The following is a 15826-nucleotide window of genomic DNA, read 5'->3' as shown; positions in this document are numbered from 1 at the left end:
CTCCTGACTGGAAGGGCGCAACGGTGCGCTTGCGCGGAAGACGCAAGGCGAGATGCGGAAGAGGAAACGAGAAACGAGAAACGGGAAACGGGAAACGAGAAATGGCAAGGGAACTGAGCCACAAGGTACGCCCGATCCCCGCGGGACCGAACGAATAAAAACGACGGACCATATGCAGGATGCGTCGTTCTCGCCGCCGCCCGGCGCCGGTACGCTATGCGGCATTCACGAGCGGCGTGCGTTCGCGTGCCGCGCCTTGCCAGGAATCCACCATGTCCCTGTCTTCCCTGCGCCGGCTGCCGAGTCGCGAGCCGCTGCTCGCCGATGTGCTCGCCCAGCTGACGCCGCGCCTTGCGGCCACCGCCGCGCAGCACGATGCCGACGCGAGCTTCCCACACGAGAACTTCGCGCTGCTGCACCAGTACGGCCTGGTCGCACAGGTCGTGCCGCGCAGCCACGGTGGCGGCGGTGCCGGCCTGGCCGAAGCGCGCCGCATCATCGCTGCGGTCGCCGGCGGCGATCCCGCGACGGCGCTCGTGCTCACCATGACGTACCTGCAGCATCGTGCGATCGGCCGGGCTGAGGCGCACTGGTCGGAGCCGCTGCGCAAGCAGGTGTTTGCGAGTGCCGTCGAGGACGGTGCACTGATCAATTCGCTGCGCGTGGAGCCGGACCTGGGTTCGCCCGCACGCGGCGGCCTGCCCGCGACGGTCGCCACGCGCGTGGCCAATGGCTGGCGACTGAGCGGACGCAAGCTTTACAGCACCGGCATTCCCGCCTTGCGCTGGCTTTCGGTCTGGGCGCGCACCGACGAGCCGCAGCCGCGCGTGGGCGTGTTCCTGGTGCCCCGTCCCGTGCCCGACACGGCCGGCATCCGCGTGATCGAGAACTGGAATCACATGGGCCTGCGCGCCTCGGGCAGCCACGAGACCGTGCTCGACAATGTCTGGATTCCGCCGGAGAACGCCGTCGATATCCGCGAGCCATCCGCGTGGGCGCCCGCCGGTGCCAGCCAGGCCGACGTGGACGCCAACGCCGACCAGCAGGCGTGGATGGTGGTGCTGCTCGGCAGCCTCTATGACGCCGTGGCGCGCGCGGGCTTCGACTGGATCCGCAGCTTTGTGCGGGAGCGTGCACCCAGCAGTCTTGGCGCGCCGCTGGCGACGCTGCCGCGCGTGCAGGAGGCAATCGGCGAGATCGCGGCGCTGCTGCACGCCAACCAGGCGCTGCTCGACGATGCCGCCGCGCGCACCGACGCCGGCACGCCGCCGACACCGACCGACAGCGGGCTGATAAAGTTCACGGTCACGAGCCAGGCGATCCGCGCGGTGGAGTTGGCGCTGCAGCTTTCGGGCAACCACGGCCTGAGCCGCAACAACCCGCTGGAGCGCCACTACCGCGACGTGCTGTGCAGCCGCATTCATACACCGCAGAACGACTCGATCCTGGTCGCGGCTGGGCGCGTGGCGCTAGGGCAATGACAATATCAGGAGACCGTTGTGAGTGACTCCCCTACGATCATCCGTGCTTCGCTTGCGCCGCTGCGCGAGTTCATCACCGGCCTGACGGCGCTGCTGGACCAGCGGCCCGACGAGCCGCGCATCCTGCGTGAAGGTGGCGCATTGCTGGCCGCGCTGGTCGCGCGCGATGACTGGCTGCCCGATGCCTTCGCGCAGCCGCACCCCGAGTACTACCAGCAGATGCTGCTGCACTGCGATTCGGCCGAGCGCTTTTCCATCGTCAGCTTTGTCTGGGGACCGGGCCAGCGCACGCCGATCCACGACCACACGGTGTGGGGCCTGATCGGCATGCTGCGCGGCGCCGAGTATTCGCAGCCGTTCGTGATCGATGCCGCGGGGCGCCCCGTGGCGCACGGCAAGCCTACGCGGCTGGAGCCGGGACAGGTGGAAGCGGTATCGCCGACGGTGGGCGATATCCATCGCGTGCACAACGCCTATGACGACCGCGTCTCGATCAGCATCCACGTGTACGGTGCCAACATCGGCGGCGTGCGTCGCAGCGTCTATCCCGAGGCCGGCGAGCGCAAGCCGTTCATCTCCGGCTACTCCAACCCCTACCTGCCCAATCCGTGGGACCGCTCGAAGGATTCCGCCGCATCATGACCGCTTCCGCTGAACATTTTCCGCTGATCACCACCCAGGCCGTGCGCCAGGCGCTGCTCGACCGCAAGGAGATCGCGCTGCTCGATGTGCGCGAGGAAGACCCGTTTGCCCAGTCGCATCCGCTGTGGGCCGCCAATTTCCCGCTATCGAAACTGGAACTGGAAGCATGGCCGCGCATTCCGCGGCGCGACACGCACATCGTGGTCTATGGCGAGCATGACGGCACCGACCTCGCGCCGCGCGCGGCAAGCGTGCTGCGCAAGCTCGGCTACACGGACGTGAACCTGCTCGATGGCGGACTCGATGCGTGGATTGCCGCCGGCGGCGAAGTGTTCCGCGACGTCAACGTGCCGAGCAAGTCGTTCGGGGAAGTGGTGGAGGCGAAGCGCCACACGCCGTCGCTGGCCGCGCCGGAGGTCAAGGCGCTGATCGACAGCGGCGCTGACGTGGTTATTGTCGACGCACGCCGCTTCGACGAGTACCAGACCATGAGCATCCCCACGGCCACGAGCGTGCCGGGTGCCGAACTGGTGTTGCGCGTGCGCGAACTGGCGCCGAACCCGTCGACGCAAGTCATCGTCAACTGCGCGGGCCGCACGCGCAGCATCATCGGCACGCAGTCGCTGATCAATGCCGGTCTTCCGAACCCGGTGGCAGCGCTGCGCAACGGCACCATCGGCTGGACGCTTGCCGGGCAAACGCTGGACCACGGCGCGAGCCGGCGAGCGCCACTGGATATCGGCGAGGCCAATCGCGAGAAAGCCCGCCAGGGCGCACACGATATCGCGGCGCGCGCCGGGGTGCACCGCATTGCCCACGCGGCACTGGCGTCGCTGGAAGCGCCTGGACGCACGCTTTACCGATTCGATGTGAGGACACCCGAGGAATATGCCGGTGGCCACCTGCCCGGCTTTATCAACGCACCGGGCGGGCAGCTCGTGCAGGAGACCGACCACAGCGCGCCGGTACGTGGCGCGCGCATCGTGCTGGCCGACGATGACGGCGTGCGCGCGGACATGAGCGCGTCATGGCTCGCGCAAATGGGCTGGGACGTATCGGTGGTGGAGCCTGTCGATGCGGCGCTGCGCAGCGAGACCGGCGTGCCGCGCGTGCCCGCGCCCGATGCCGCGCCGGTGGAAGCCGTGTCGCCGGCAACGCTGGGCGCGTGGCTGCACGCGCAGGATGGACAGACGGTCGTGCTGGACTTCACCAGCAGTGCCAACTATGTGAAGCGCCACATCCCCGGTGCATGGTTCGTCATTCGCGCACAGCTCGGGCGGGCGTTGACGGGCATTCCCGCGGCACGCCGCTATGTGCTGACCTGCGGCACCAGCCAGCTGGCGCGCTTCGCCGCCGAGGACCTGCGCGCTCTGACGCAGGCCGAGGTCTTTGTGCTTGAAGGCGGCACGCTCGCCTGGCTGGCTGCCGGCTTGCCGGTGGAAGGCGGCGAAACGCACCTGGCCGTGCCGCGCACGGACCGCTATCGTCGTCCGTACGAGGGCACCGACAATGCGGCTGCCGCGATGCAGGCCTATCTCGACTGGGAGTACGGCCTGATCGCCCAGTTGGACCGCGACGGTACGCACTTTTTCAACGTCGCCTGACGCGGGGCGGCGGCGCTGGGCCCGTGCCGCCGCGCTGGATCCATGGATGGGAGTCCCCATTCGTGAGCAGCAGGAACTAATGAAGGTCTTGGTCGGAAATGCTGGCGATTGATTTCCTGATTACACTGCCTTGGCTCTCAATGGACCGTGCGGGTCCTTGAACAGGAAAGGAGGCAGGCCGTGCTGGAAGGATTCAAGGCGTTCGAACATCGCCACGTGCAATGCGGGGAGGTGGGCATCCATGCCGTCATTGGCGGGCAGGGCCCGGCGCTGCTGCTATTGCATGGCCATCCGCAGACTTATGTGATCTGGCATAAGGTCGCGGCGTCGCTGGCGCGCCATTTCACGGTGGTGGCGGCGGACCTGCGTGGCTACGGGGACAGCGACAAGCCTGCCGGTCTGCCCGACCACGGCAACTACAGCAAGCGCGCGATGGCGCGCGATCAGGTCGAACTGATGGCCGCCCTCGGCTTCGAGCGCTTTCGCGTCATGGCGCATGATCGCGGCGCGCGCGTGGCGCACCGCATGGCGCTGGACCACGGCGAACGCGTCGAACGCCTCGTCACGCTCGACATCGCGCCGACGCTGGCGATGTACCAGCAGACCAGCCTGGCCTTTGCCACGGCGTACTGGCACTGGTTCTTCCTGATCCGGCCTGCGCCGTTTCCGGAAACGCTGATCGAGGCGGACCCGGCGCTCTACCTGCGCAGCACCATGGGTGCGCGCAGTGCAGGGTTGGCGCCTTTTACTGACGCTGCGATGGCCGAGTACCTGCGCTGCCTGCAAATGCCCGGTGCCGCGCATGGGCTGTGCGAGGACTATCGTGCGAGTGCGGGTATCGATCTGGAGCATGATCGTGCCGACCTGGCCGCTGGACGCATAGTGGAATGCGAGATGCTGGCCCTGTGGGGGGAGCAGGGCGCCGTGGGCCAATGCTTCCGTCCGCTTGATGAATGGCGCAAGGTGGCGCGGCGGGTCAATGGACATGGGTTGCCGTGTGGACACTACATTGCTGAGGAGGCGCCGGAGTTGCTGTTGGGGAGTGTGTTGGGCTTTTTGCTGGGGTGATTTTTGGGATTTGAATCGGTTCTCGTGCTTGGCTGACGCTGCTGTTTCGCAGGCGCAGCCTGCGACTCACTTTCTTGTCCGAGCGACAAGAAAGTAAGCAAAGAAACGCGTCGCTTGCCCTAACGGGCGAATATTGATCGTAGTGTGCGGAGAATTTCGTACGGGTATGAACTTCAGAGCGTGCCCCGCTGCCTGCCGCGTGGAGCGCATCCGTATGCAGGCTCTCACACAATGATTGAACGAGCCCCGAAACTGTCCGTGGCCCGATACTGCACGCGATATCGCATCATCGCCTTCGGCTGCTGCGCGGCTCACAAGTCGGTTAGTCGGCGGCATCAACGGCGCGGGCGCCGGCGCTTCCCTCGCTTCGGTTTTACTGAGTGCGCGCAGCGCGCCGTAGGCGTCCTACCGAAATGAGCGCCCCAGATTCGTCGCTTTAGACGAGTCACCCGCCCGAACCGCTTCGCGATACTCGTCGGCACCCTTTGCTCCTGTCCCGATGCCCCATGACGCCTGCCGCCCTGACGCCGTTCGAAGCCACCGATATCCGCACCCTGATCGATGAACAGGCCGCCCGGCGCGGCAATCACCCGTTCCTGGTGTGGGAGCCCTTCGATGGCGAAGGCGCGACGTGGTCCTACGCGCAGTTCGGCAACACGGTCCGGCGCTTCGCCGCCGGCTTGCAGGCGCGCGGCGTGCAACCCGGCGAGCGCGTGCTGGTGCACCTGGACAATTGCCCGGAATCGGTCATCGCCTGGCTCGGCTGCGCCTACGCCGGCGCCGTGCCCGTGACCACCAACACGCGTTCCAGCGCGGATGAGCTGGCCTTCTTCGCCAGCCACAGCGGCGCCGTGGCCGGCATCACGCAACCGCGGTTTGCGGCAATGGTTCGCCAGGCGGCCCCTGCATTGGCGTGGGTGGCGGTCACCGCGACCGACAACGGCGCGGCGCCGGAAGCCAATGTGGCCGGCTTTACGCCATTCGCCGCCATCGACGCCGATCCCGACACGCTGGCCCGGCGCCCGCATGATCCGATGGCGCCGTTCGGCATCCAGTACACCTCGGGCACCACGTCGCGACCGAAGGCCGTGCTGTGGAGCCATGCCAACGCGCTGTGGGGCGCCCAGCTGTGCGCGCGACATGAAGATCTGCGCGCGGACGATGTCCATCTCGTGCACCTGCCGCTGTTCCATACGAACGCGCAGGTGTATTCGGTGGCAGCGTCGCTGTGGGTGGGCGCCACCGTGGTGCTGCTGCCGAAGTTCTCGGTGTCGCGCTTCTGGCCGGTGTCGCTGCGGCATGGCTGCACCTGGACCTCGATGGTCCCGTTCTGCGTCCGCGCGCTGATGGGCCAGCCCCGGCCTGAGCGGCACAGCTACCGCCACTGGGGCAGCGGCGTGTGCGAGCCGCCCACCGACGCCCACTTCGGCGTGAAGACCATCGGCTGGTGGGGCATGACCGAGACCATCTCGCACGGCATCGTCGGCTCGCCGCATCGCGCCAATGCGCCGATGTCGATGGGACGGCCGTCGCCGGGCTATGAGATCCATGTGCTCGATGAGCACGGCCAGCCGGTCGCGCCAGGCGAAACCGGCGACCTCTACGTGCGCGGCCAGCGCGGCGTATCGCTGTTCCTGGAGTACTTCAATGATCCCGCCGCCACGGCCGCGGCGTTCCGCGCCGATGGCCTGTTCATCACCGGCGACCGCGTGCGGCTTGGCGAGGACGGCGCACTTTACTTCGCCGACCGCGCCAAGGACATGCTGAAGGTCGGTGGCGAGAACGTAGCGGCGTCGGAGATCGAGCGCGTGATCGCCCTGGTGCCCGGCGTGGCCGAAGCTGCCGTGGTGGCAAAGAAGCATCCGATGCTCGATGAAGTGCCGGTGGCCTTCGTCATTCCTGGCCCCGGAGCCGGAGAAGACCTGGCGGTCCGGGTTCTGGCTGCCTGCACCGCACAGCTCGCGGATTTCAAGCGCCCGCACGAAGTGCGGCTGGTGGACAGCCTGCCGCGCGCTACGCTTGAAAAAGTTGCCAAAGCGCGGCTGCGGGACATGCTGGTGCAGGCGTAATGCCGTGCACACAGCCATTCTGGCTTCACCATGGACATGAGCTGCCCCACGGAAGCCGGGGCGGCTCATGCTATTCGTTAGTCGAATGGATTCAGTATTCGTACGCCCAGCCCAGCGAAGTCATCCACATTGCGAGTGACAACGGTCAGATCGTGGATCAAGGCTGTGGCTGCTATCAGCTTACCCAGGGGGTGCTCGGGATGCGGTACGCGAAGACGCCCCCAGACCTGGCTGACGTCTTCGTCCACCGGAAGTATGTGCTGTGAGAATTCGCGAAAAACAGTCTCTAGCCACCGGTCAAGCTGTGCCGACTGTTGGGCATCGCCGCGGTGACGTACCAACTCGACACCTCGTCGCAGCTCTCCCACCGTCACCACGGAGAGGTAGAGGTCGACGTCACTATCCTTCGCCTGCCGGAAGAATGCCACTACACCCCTGTTAGCACGCTGGCGCTTTCGCACCTCGCTAACGACATTGGTATCAACCAAATACACGTGCAGCCTCTCCCGAGTCGTCTATGCGCTCGAAATCAGCGTCCTCACCAACATTCGGCATGCTCATCAGCACCTCTGCGAAGCTCTTGCGCCTGGTAGCCCCTAGCGCCTTCGACAGAATCTCGCGATGCTCGGCTTCGGCGCTACGTCCGTGCGAGGCAGCCCGTTCACGCAGTCGCTGGACCAGACCGTCATCGATATTGCGCACCAGAAGATTTGCCATGTCTTCTCCTTTGCCCTTACCTGGATGCTATCAATGATAGCGTTTTCGACCGGGGTTGCAAACATTGATAGCGTGCCGAAATTAGGCTTCCTCCGCTCCGCTTTGTCGAGATTTATTACGACTGCTCCACATCCGCGCTTCTTTTCGGCTGCCGATCAGGTCCAAGCGCCGGCTGCGTGATTTCCCTGACTGCCCCAGGATGTCAATCTGATGCCACAGATTGTCAAGACTCTCCCCGCCGTTGCCGGGTACGTTCTGCACTCGGACTGCAGCCGCGCACACCCTGATGCCGGCCCCCGTTCACAAGGAGACAATCCATGGAACTGAAGGACAAGGTAGCCATCATCACCGGAGCCGGGCAGGGTGGTGGCGAAGGCATCGCGCACGTGCTGGCCCGCGAGGGCGCGAAGATTGCCGTGGTGGACCTGAATCTCGATGCCGCTCAGCGCGTTGCATCCAGCATCGACCCGGAGGGCAAGCGTGCCGTCGCAATCCGCGCCGACGTCAGCAAGAAGGCCGATACGGAAGCGATGGCCGCCCAGACGCTGGAGGCATTCGGCCGTATCGATATCCTGGTCAACAACGCGGGCGTGGGCGGGGCGTCTGCGTTGGTGTGCGATGTGACCGAGGAAAACTGGGACCGCGTGATGGGGGTGAATGCAAAGGGCATCCTCTTCTGCTGCCAGGCGGTCATCCCCGCCATGCAGGCGCAGGGCAAGGGCAAGATCGTCAATATCGATTCAATCGCCGGCATCCGCATGGCGTACTTCAGCAGCGTGGACTACACCGCGTCCAAGCATGCGGTCACGGGGCTGACGCAGCATCTGGCGTGGGAACTGGCGGACCAGCGCATCAACGTGAACGCGGTGTGTCCCGGCGGCATCCTGACGCCCGCGATCGAGGCCTACGCGTCCAGGGAGAAGCGTGATGCGCTGATCAAGCGCACGGTGCCCCTCGGCCGGTTCTGCAATCCCTCGGAGATTGGTGAAGCGGTATCCTTCCTCGCCAGCGAGCGGGCGGACATGATCACCGGCCAAATGCTGGCCGTGGATGGCGGCACGCTCACCGGCTACGGCGAAGACCTGCGCGCGGTGCTGCGCCAGCGGCTTGAGGAAGTGCCGCAGCGCTAATGGCTCGCACGTGCTGCCCCGAAGGGGCGGCACGTGTCGAGGCAGCGGTGAATCAGTAGTGAATGGATCCCGGGGTTCCACCGCCGACCGCGATGGCATCGCCATTGATGGCCACACTGCGCGGGGAGGCGAGGAAGGTGACGACCGAGGCGACCTCGCTCGCATCGACGATGCGGCCCAGGCTGGTCCTGGTGGCGGCCCACGCTTCGGTTGCGGCGTCGGTCTTCTCGGTGCGCGTCGGGCCGGGATGCACCGCCGTGACATTGATGCCCTTCGGACCGAGTTCGTCCGCCAGGTTCTTGGTGACGGCCGCCACGCCTACATTGCGCAGCGTGGCGACCGGCCGGCCCGTGTGGTAGATCGCCAGGCCGCCGATATTGATGATGCGCCCCCAGCCGTTCGCCACCAGGTGCGGGACGAGCGCACGCGCGGTGCGCAGATAGCCGACGACCTTGATGTCGATGTCTTGCAGTACCTCGATATCGACGATCTGGTCGAGCTGCGTGGCCGGCGAGATGCCGCCCGGCATCGCCGCGGCATTGACCAGGATTTCGATGCCGCCCAGCGCGGCAATCGCCTGTTCCACCATGCCGTCGACCGACGCCTGGCTGGCGGTGTCGACCCCCAGCGGCACGATGCGGCGGCCGGTCAGTGCCGCCAGTTCGGCAGCGGTTTCCGCCAGGGCTTCCTGTCCACGTGCCGCGAGCACGACGTCGACGCCTTCCTGCGCGAGCTGCAGCGCAATGGCCTTGCCGATACCGCGGCTGCCGCCCGTGACGATCGCGCGCTTGCCCTTCAATTCCAGATCCATGATGCCTCCGTTTTCCTGAACTGCAGCCGGCCGATCGTGATGATCGTGATTCCCGCCGCGCGATGCGAGAGCTGCGTCACCGCGCGCGGGAGACAGGCATCAAGGTATCAGAACGGTGGCGCCACTGGTCTGCCTGGATTCCAGCGCGCGGTGCGCCTGTGCGGCGTCGGCGAGCGCGAAGCTCTGCTTGGGCTCGCTCGTGATCTTGCCGGCCTGCACCATGTCGAACACTTCATTGGCCATGGCAAGCATGTGCGAACGCGGCGTGGCATAGTGAATCATGGCCGGACGCGTGACCCACAGCGACCCCTTTGCCGCAAGCGTGCGGCTGTCGATTTCCACCGGCCCGGAAGTGGTACCGTTGCTGACCAGCGTCCCGCGCACCTGCAGGCACGAGAGCGATGCGTCCAGCGTTTCCTTGCCCACCGAATCGAACACCACCTGTACCTTCTTGCCGTCCGTGATCTCCATCACGCGGTCGACGATGTTCTCGCGCGACGTCACGATGGTGTGGGTGCAGCCATTGGCTTTGGCAATCTCGGCCTTCTCGTCCGTGCTGACCGTGCCGATCATGGTCACGCCGAGCGCGCGCGCCCACTGGCAGGCGATCAGGCCGACGCCGCCAGCGGCAGCGTGATAAAGGATGGTTTCCCCGCCCTTGAGCGGATACACCTGGCGGAACAGGTACTGCGCGGTCATGCCCTTCATGATGAGGGTCGACGCGGTGCGGTCCGACACGCCTTCGGGCAGCGGGATCAACACTTCGGCGGGCATGACGCGCACGTCCGAGTAGGCACCTTGCGGGCCGAGCAGATAACCGACGCGGTCGCCGACGCGGATGTCGGTCACGCCCGGGCCGACGGCCTCGACCACGCCCACGGCATCGGAGCCCAGGCCGTTGGGCAGGGCCAGCGGATAGTGCCCGGTGCGGAAATAGATGTCGATGAAATTGACGGCGATATAGGTATGCCGCACGCGCGCCTGCCCCGGGCCCGGGGCGCCCACGTCGACCGACTCGAACTTGAGGACGTCGGCCGGGCCGGTCTCGTAGAAGCGAATTGCCTTTGCCACTGGTCTATCTCCTGGAAGAAGCTCTTGCCTGATGCCGATTGCCGGCCGCCCTGCGCGATGCCGTTTGGCCCGGACGGGCGGCCATGCGGCTCAGGCGGCGCGCAGCGGCAGGTTTTTCTGCCCGGCCTGCCGGTTCGGCGCCATGCCGTGGGCGGCCAGCGTCTCGTCGGCGCTGTCGTACCACGTGCCGATGCGATAGATCTCGCGCGCTTCCTTGCCGGAAGCAATCTCGCGCCCCAGTTCCTTCGCCACGCGCACGCACTGCTCGATCTGCTGCACCGAGGTCATGCGGTTGCCGTGCTGGTCGATGATCGTGTCCTCGATGCCGCAACGCGGATGCAGCCCCATCGACATCGCCATCATGTTGAACGGCAGCACGTTCTTCAGCAGCGACTCGGCGGTGAGCGTGCTGCCATCCGGCGCGCGGTGGACGAAGTTGAAGAAGTTGAACGGGTTGGGGCCGTCAAAGCCGCCGCCAATGCCGATCCATGTCAGGTTCAGCGGACCCTTGTAATGGCCCGCGCGCACCAGGCGTTCCAGCGTTTCCAGCGCATGGATGCCGGTCAGCTGGAAATGCGGCTGGATGCCGGCGTTGCTCAGGCGGCGCAGGTGTTCCTCGACCCAGCCGGGTCCGGCCGGCACCGTCATCTCGCGGTAGGCCGCGACGTAGGCCGGGTTGGACAGCGATGTACCCGCGGTGTATTCGGGGTACAGCAGCTCCATGATGTTCATCTGCGTGGTGTTGATCGCCACGGTCACCTGGTCGGGCTTCGGCGTAAGTTCCGCGAGCATGTGGCGCGTATCGTCCGACAGCCACTTGGCAGACTGGCCCTCGTCTTCCGGCGCGAACGAGATCGAGCCGCCGACCTGGATAATCATGTCGGGCACCGCGGCACGCACACCCGCGATCAGTTCGTTGAACTTCGACAGCCGCTTGGACCCCTTGCCGTCGAGTTCGCGCACATGCAGGTGCAGCACCGTTGCGCCTGCGTTGTAGCAATCAACGGCCTTCTGAACCTGTTCCTCCATCGTCACGGGGATGTCCTCGGGGAAGTCTTCCGGCATCCACTCGGGGCCATAAGGGGCCACCGTGATGACGACTTTCTCCATGTTTTCGGGGTGCAGGGAATCGTCCAGAAATTGCATGCTGTCCTCCTGATTGGGAAGTGGGCGTCGGGCAGTGCGCCCGTTGGATCGTCTGCCGATCTTGCGGCCGGGCCAGGACTGGCCGCCCGCAACGGTTCCCGCATGCTAGGGCGCCGGCACAAGACATGCCCCCTCCACGAAGGAGGGGATGGCGATTGCGGGCCATGGGAGAGACGTGCCTGTAATGCGGCACCCATATGCGCGCCAGGCACGCCGCCCGACGACAAGGCGCAGCAGGCGAGACTAGCCATGCCCGCCGTTCAGCATGCACGCCGGGGCACGTTCGGCCCTTCAAGCCAATGAGGACTTGCCAGATGACTTCCTCCAGCCGCGGCACTGGCGCCGCGCATGCCGATCTTTCGCTCAAGACCATGCCGCCGCGCGTGCCGCGGCACCAGTCGGCGCGCGCCCGGCTCAACCTGGACAGCGGCGCGCTGCGCGACCGGCCCGTGATCGTCGTGCAGGCACCGCCGGGCTTTGGCAAGACGCTGCTGCTTGCGCAATGGCGCCGCGAGTTCCTGGCGCGGGGTGCGGCAGTGGCCTGGGTGTCCGCGGACCACCACGACGATCCCCGGCGGTTCCTGCACGGGCTGGTGCTCGCCGTGCGCACGGGCTGTGGCAGGCCCGCTTTCGGCCGCACGCTGCTCGAAAGCGCAGAGGCTGCACCGGACGGTACCGAAGGCATGACGGCGTGGCTGGCAGAGGTGGCGCAGTCCTCGCTCGACCTGGTGCTGATCGTCGATGAAGCCGAACGCCTTTCGCGGGCGGGGTTCTCGGCCTTGCTCTATCTGCTGCACAACCCGCCGGCGAACCTGCGCATCGTGGTGGCCGCGCGCAGCGGCTTCAGCGAGGCGGTGCTCGACCTGGCAGCCTATGGCCAGTGCGCCTGTGTCGGTGCGGAATTCTTGCGTTTCCGGCTGGAGGAAACCATCGCGCTGGTGCGCAGCCGCGCGGGCGATCGGGTCGATGCCGACAGTTGCGCGCGCCTGCACGAGATGACCGATGGATGGCCGCTGGGCCTGCAACTCGTCCTGGCCGCCATCGAGCGCGGCGCCGACCCGCGCAATGTCATCGAAGCGATGCTGACCCGCCCGGCTGAGGAAGGCGAGCCGCTGGTGGGTGGCTTGCTGGCGAAACTTTCGCCCGAAGACGTCGCATTCCTGATCCGCGTTGCCCTGGTGGATCACCTTCATCCAGACCTGTGCCGTGCGCTGACCGCGCAGGATGACGCGGCCGCGCATCTGGCGCGGCTGGTCCGCGAGACGCCCATTTTCGTGGCCGGGGACGGCAGCGACTGGTGCCGGCTGCACACGCTCGCGCGCAGCGCCCTGCAGGTGCGCCTGAACGCGTTGCCCGCAGAGGAACTGGCCGCGCTGCATGCCCGCGCGATGCACTGGTTTGCCGCGCACCAGATGACCGAGGAAGCCGCACGCCACGCGCACGCGGCGGGCCAGCACGCGGTCGCCATCGAACTGGCCGGGCGTTCGCTCTACGATGCGGTGATGCAGGGGCGGCTCGGCACCGTCCTGGAGTGGCTGGAGCGTCTTCCGGACACGGAACTGGACCGGCATCCGGGCCTGCGCCTGGCGGCTGCGTGGGTGATAGCGCTTGGCGAGCGGCATGAAGAGGCCGAGTCGCTGGTGGCGCGCATGCTCGAAGGGGACGGCATCGAGGCGCCCTTGCGCTATGAATGTGCGCTGATCCTGAGCATTGCGTCCTACTACGCGGACCAGCCGGACCGTTGCCTCGCGCTGCTGGAGCCGTGGCGCGAGCCGCCCGCGCAGCATGAGCCGCGCGTGGCGCAGATGCACGCCAATCGCATGGCGATGGCGGCGATCCTGCAGGGGCAGACTGGCCATGCGCGGCGCCATCTCCAGCTCGCGCCGCGCGGCGATCTCGGCGCAGGCCACCGGTACGCCGCGCGCTGGGGGGACTTCGTTGCCGGACTGAGCTATCTGCGCGAAGGGCAGGTGATGCTCAGCGAGGCGGTCCTGCGACCCGCGCTGGCCAGTGCCGAAGCCGATCTCGGCCGCCGCCACCCGCTGGCCTGCATGCTGGCGACGCTGCTGGCCGCGGTCGTCTACGAACGGGATCGGGTCGACGAAGCAGCTGCGCTGCTCGCCAACCGGCTCGACGTGCTGGAGCGCTCGGGCACGGCGGAGACATCGCTGCTCGCCTACCTGGGCGCGGCGCGCGTGGCCAGCGCGCAGGGCGCCGAGCACCGTGCCCTCGACCTCCTCGAAGCGTTGTACGCCGTGGGCATCGCGCGCCGGACGCCGCGGCTCTGCATCGCCAGCCTGGCGGAGCAGGTGCGCATGCATGCCGGACGCTTCCGGGCCGAGACCTGCCGCGGCCTGATCGTTCGCCTGGACCAACTGGTGCCACAAGGCCACGCGGACCAGGGGCCGCTCTGGCTCCGCGAGGTCGCGCTGCTACAGGCCATGGCCCATGCCAACGCCGCGATCGCCGCCCAGGACTGGCCTGCGGCGGCCAGCGCGCTGGCCCGCGCCGCGCCGCTGGCCGAGGCCGCGAACCTCGGGCGCCGGCGCATCGAGATACTGGCGCTGAAGGCATTTGTCCACCATCGCCAGGGCGAGGACAACCGCGGATCGCTGCAGGAAGCGATGAACCTGGCGCAGACCTATGGCTTCGCCCGCCTGTTCGCCGATACGCACCCGGCCCTGGCCGACTGGGCCCGGCGGGTGGCGGAAGACAACGCCGCGCAGCCGGAGGCCGGCCAGGCGTTGCCGGCGGCACGCGCCCAGCGCCACGAACGCCCGGTGACGCAGCCGCATGCCGTGGCCAGCATGGTGCTGACGCCGAAGGAGCGCGAAGTGCTCGAACTGCTCGCGCGCAATCTCTCCAACAAGGAGATTGCCCAGGCCATCGGCGTAGGCGAAGTCACGGCCAAGTGGCACGTGAAGAACCTGTTCGCAAAGCTCAGCGCCGGCACGCGCAAGCATGCCGTGCGGCGCGCGCAGTTACTGGGACTGCTGGAAGGTCTCGAATAATTCCGGTGCGCGGCTGCGCTGGCGTGCCGCTTATGGCGACGGGTGCTGGCGGCGCCATGCCGACACGCTGCAGCCGAAGCGCGTGGAAAACCACCTTGAAAACGCGCTGAGTGAAGAAAAGCCCAGCAGGCTGGCCACGTCGGACAAGGGCCGTTCATTGTTGCGGACGTATTTCGATACGAGTTCGACCCGCACGCCATCGACCACCGACAGGTAGTTTTGTCCATAGCCCGCCAGATGGCGGTGCATGGTCTTGCGGTCGATGCCAAGCTGGCCGGCGATGCGTTCGGCGCCGCAATCGCCCGTTGGCAACAGGGCAAAGACCAGCTTCCTGACCTTGTCGGGCATGGTGGAATCGGACTGCGCGAGCTTGATATCGAGGAATTCGCGCGCATGGCGGGCCAGCGCCGTATCCTCGCTCGGACCCGCCACGTCGAGATCTGCTGCGGCCAGCAGGATGCCATCGAACTCCTGGCCGAACCGCACTGGCACGCCGAACACGCGCCGGTGCGTCGCCGTGCTGGCGGGTGTCCGGTGGCTGAAGCAGACGCTGCGCGGTTTCCATGCCGTGCCGAACAGCAATTTGAACAGTCGGAACCACAGGCAAATCACGAATTCCGTCGATTGCCGCATGGAGCCCTCGATCGTTACCAGGAGCTCCAGCCTGACGATCGCGGTATCCCCGACTTCTTCGATGCGCAGGTCCAGCGCCTCGTTCAGCAGGTGCAGGTAGCGCGTCATGGCGCCAAGCGCCTTGCGCAGCGTGGCGCCGTCGCGCATGACCACGCCCAGCGGGCCGAGACTGCCCAGCTGGCGAGCTTGCGCCACGCGCAGGCCAAGGTCCTCGACGCCGGCAAGCCGCGCCGATTCTTCCAGCAGCAGCATGACCGAACGCGCCGGCACCCGGACCTCCGGGTCGACCAGCGCCGCCGGGCTGATGCCCACCTGCCGCAATAGCCAATGCGGGTCCAGGCCGACCTGGCGCGCCACGTCGACAAACTCGGACAGGTTGACTCGCTGCAATGGTGCCGGCATAGGCGTTCTCCCAGGTGCCCCAAAATGTAAAGTCCCTGCCC

13 protein-coding genes are annotated in these 15826 nt (G+C 66.9%); 7 read left to right on the top strand and 6 right to left on the bottom strand.

Going from position 1 to position 15826, the window contains the following annotated elements:
* Positions 1-272 precede the first annotated feature (272 nt).
* The 5 genes from AC3FKH_RS23735 to AC3FKH_RS23715 all read left to right on the top strand — a co-directional run bounded on the left by AC3FKH_RS23735 (position 273) and on the right by AC3FKH_RS23715 (position 6864).
* On the top strand, positions 273-1481 hold the full coding sequence (locus AC3FKH_RS23735) for an acyl-CoA dehydrogenase family protein (RefSeq protein ID WP_488678236.1): 1209 nt from the start codon (positions 273-275) through the stop codon (positions 1479-1481).
* A gap of 18 nt (positions 1482-1499) precedes the next feature.
* Positions 1500-2123, top strand: a complete 624-nt coding sequence (locus tag AC3FKH_RS23730; RefSeq protein ID WP_488678235.1) for a cysteine dioxygenase family protein — start codon at positions 1500-1502, stop codon at positions 2121-2123.
* Entirely contained in the window at positions 2120-3727 is a 1608-nt protein-coding gene (locus AC3FKH_RS23725; RefSeq protein ID WP_488678234.1) for a rhodanese-related sulfurtransferase, read from the top strand. The genes AC3FKH_RS23730 and AC3FKH_RS23725 overlap by 4 nt, the downstream gene beginning before the upstream one ends.
* A 183-nt stretch (positions 3728-3910) precedes the next feature.
* The gene (locus AC3FKH_RS23720; protein WP_488678346.1) at positions 3911-4795 is read left to right on the top strand and encodes an alpha/beta fold hydrolase; all 885 of its coding nucleotides are present in this window, start codon (positions 3911-3913) and stop codon (positions 4793-4795) included.
* 506 nt (positions 4796-5301) lie between these two features.
* Positions 5302-6864 (top strand): AMP-binding protein, encoded by a 1563-nt coding sequence (locus AC3FKH_RS23715; protein ID WP_488678233.1) that lies wholly within the window; start codon positions 5302-5304, stop codon positions 6862-6864.
* 77 nt (positions 6865-6941) lie between these two features.
* Here AC3FKH_RS23715 and AC3FKH_RS23710 read toward each other — a convergent pair whose 3' ends face one another.
* On the bottom strand, positions 6942-7358 hold the full coding sequence (locus tag AC3FKH_RS23710) for a type II toxin-antitoxin system VapC family toxin (RefSeq protein ID WP_488678232.1): 417 nt from the start codon (positions 7356-7358) through the stop codon (positions 6942-6944).
* Positions 7345-7581 (bottom strand): FitA-like ribbon-helix-helix domain-containing protein, encoded by a 237-nt coding sequence (locus tag AC3FKH_RS23705; RefSeq protein WP_488678231.1) that lies wholly within the window; start codon positions 7579-7581, stop codon positions 7345-7347. The genes AC3FKH_RS23710 and AC3FKH_RS23705 overlap by 14 nt, the downstream gene beginning before the upstream one ends.
* A 317-nt stretch (positions 7582-7898) precedes the next feature.
* Between AC3FKH_RS23705 and AC3FKH_RS23700 the strand changes: the two genes are divergently transcribed.
* Positions 7899-8711, top strand: a complete 813-nt coding sequence (locus AC3FKH_RS23700; RefSeq protein WP_488678230.1) for an SDR family NAD(P)-dependent oxidoreductase — start codon at positions 7899-7901, stop codon at positions 8709-8711.
* Between the two features lie 52 nt (positions 8712-8763).
* Here AC3FKH_RS23700 and AC3FKH_RS23695 read toward each other — a convergent pair whose 3' ends face one another.
* From AC3FKH_RS23695 to AC3FKH_RS23685, 3 genes are all read right to left on the bottom strand, one after another.
* Positions 8764-9522, bottom strand: a complete 759-nt coding sequence (locus AC3FKH_RS23695; protein ID WP_488678229.1) for an SDR family NAD(P)-dependent oxidoreductase — start codon at positions 9520-9522, stop codon at positions 8764-8766.
* Between the two features lie 99 nt (positions 9523-9621).
* A complete protein-coding gene (locus tag AC3FKH_RS23690; protein WP_488678228.1) occupies positions 9622-10593 on the bottom strand; it encodes a quinone oxidoreductase family protein in 972 nt (323 codons plus the stop codon).
* 90 nt (positions 10594-10683) lie between these two features.
* On the bottom strand, positions 10684-11739 hold the full coding sequence (locus tag AC3FKH_RS23685; protein ID WP_488678227.1) for a beta-keto acid cleavage family enzyme: 1056 nt from the start codon (positions 11737-11739) through the stop codon (positions 10684-10686).
* A 314-nt stretch (positions 11740-12053) separates the two neighbouring features.
* On the opposite strand from AC3FKH_RS23685, the gene AC3FKH_RS23680 reads away from it, so the two are divergent.
* Positions 12054-14750, top strand: coding sequence for a winged helix-turn-helix domain-containing protein (locus tag AC3FKH_RS23680; protein ID WP_488678226.1), 2697 nt, complete (start codon positions 12054-12056; stop codon positions 14748-14750).
* A 30-nt stretch (positions 14751-14780) separates the two neighbouring features.
* Here AC3FKH_RS23680 and AC3FKH_RS23675 read toward each other — a convergent pair whose 3' ends face one another.
* A complete protein-coding gene (locus tag AC3FKH_RS23675) occupies positions 14781-15785 on the bottom strand; it encodes an AraC family transcriptional regulator (RefSeq protein WP_488678225.1) in 1005 nt (334 codons plus the stop codon).
* Positions 15786-15826: the final 41 nt, after the last annotated feature.

Source organism: Cupriavidus sp. 21MJTG02-4 (assembly GCF_057798975.1).
The sequence above is the reverse complement of the archived record's forward strand: the minus strand, read 5'-3'. Positions and strand labels throughout refer to the sequence as shown.

Coding starts and splice junctions, on each gene's coding strand:
- AC3FKH_RS23735 (WP_488678236.1), top strand. CDS start 273: ATGTCCCTGTCTTCCCTGCGCCGGCTGCCGAGTCGCGAGCCGCTGCTC.
- AC3FKH_RS23725 (WP_488678234.1), top strand. CDS start 2,120: ATGACCGCTTCCGCTGAACATTTTCCGCTGATCACCACCCAGGCCGTG.
- AC3FKH_RS23715 (WP_488678233.1), top strand. CDS start 5,302: ATGACGCCTGCCGCCCTGACGCCGTTCGAAGCCACCGATATCCGCACC.
- AC3FKH_RS23705 (WP_488678231.1), bottom strand. CDS start 7,581: ATGGCAAATCTTCTGGTGCGCAATATCGATGACGGTCTGGTCCAGCGA.
- AC3FKH_RS23700 (WP_488678230.1), top strand. CDS start 7,899: ATGGAACTGAAGGACAAGGTAGCCATCATCACCGGAGCCGGGCAGGGT.
- AC3FKH_RS23695 (WP_488678229.1), bottom strand. CDS start 9,522: ATGGATCTGGAATTGAAGGGCAAGCGCGCGATCGTCACGGGCGGCAGC.
- AC3FKH_RS23685 (WP_488678227.1), bottom strand. CDS start 11,739: ATGCAATTTCTGGACGATTCCCTGCACCCCGAAAACATGGAGAAAGTC.
- AC3FKH_RS23680 (WP_488678226.1), top strand. CDS start 12,054: ATGACTTCCTCCAGCCGCGGCACTGGCGCCGCGCATGCCGATCTTTCG.
- AC3FKH_RS23675 (WP_488678225.1), bottom strand. CDS start 15,785: ATGCCGGCACCATTGCAGCGAGTCAACCTGTCCGAGTTTGTCGACGTG.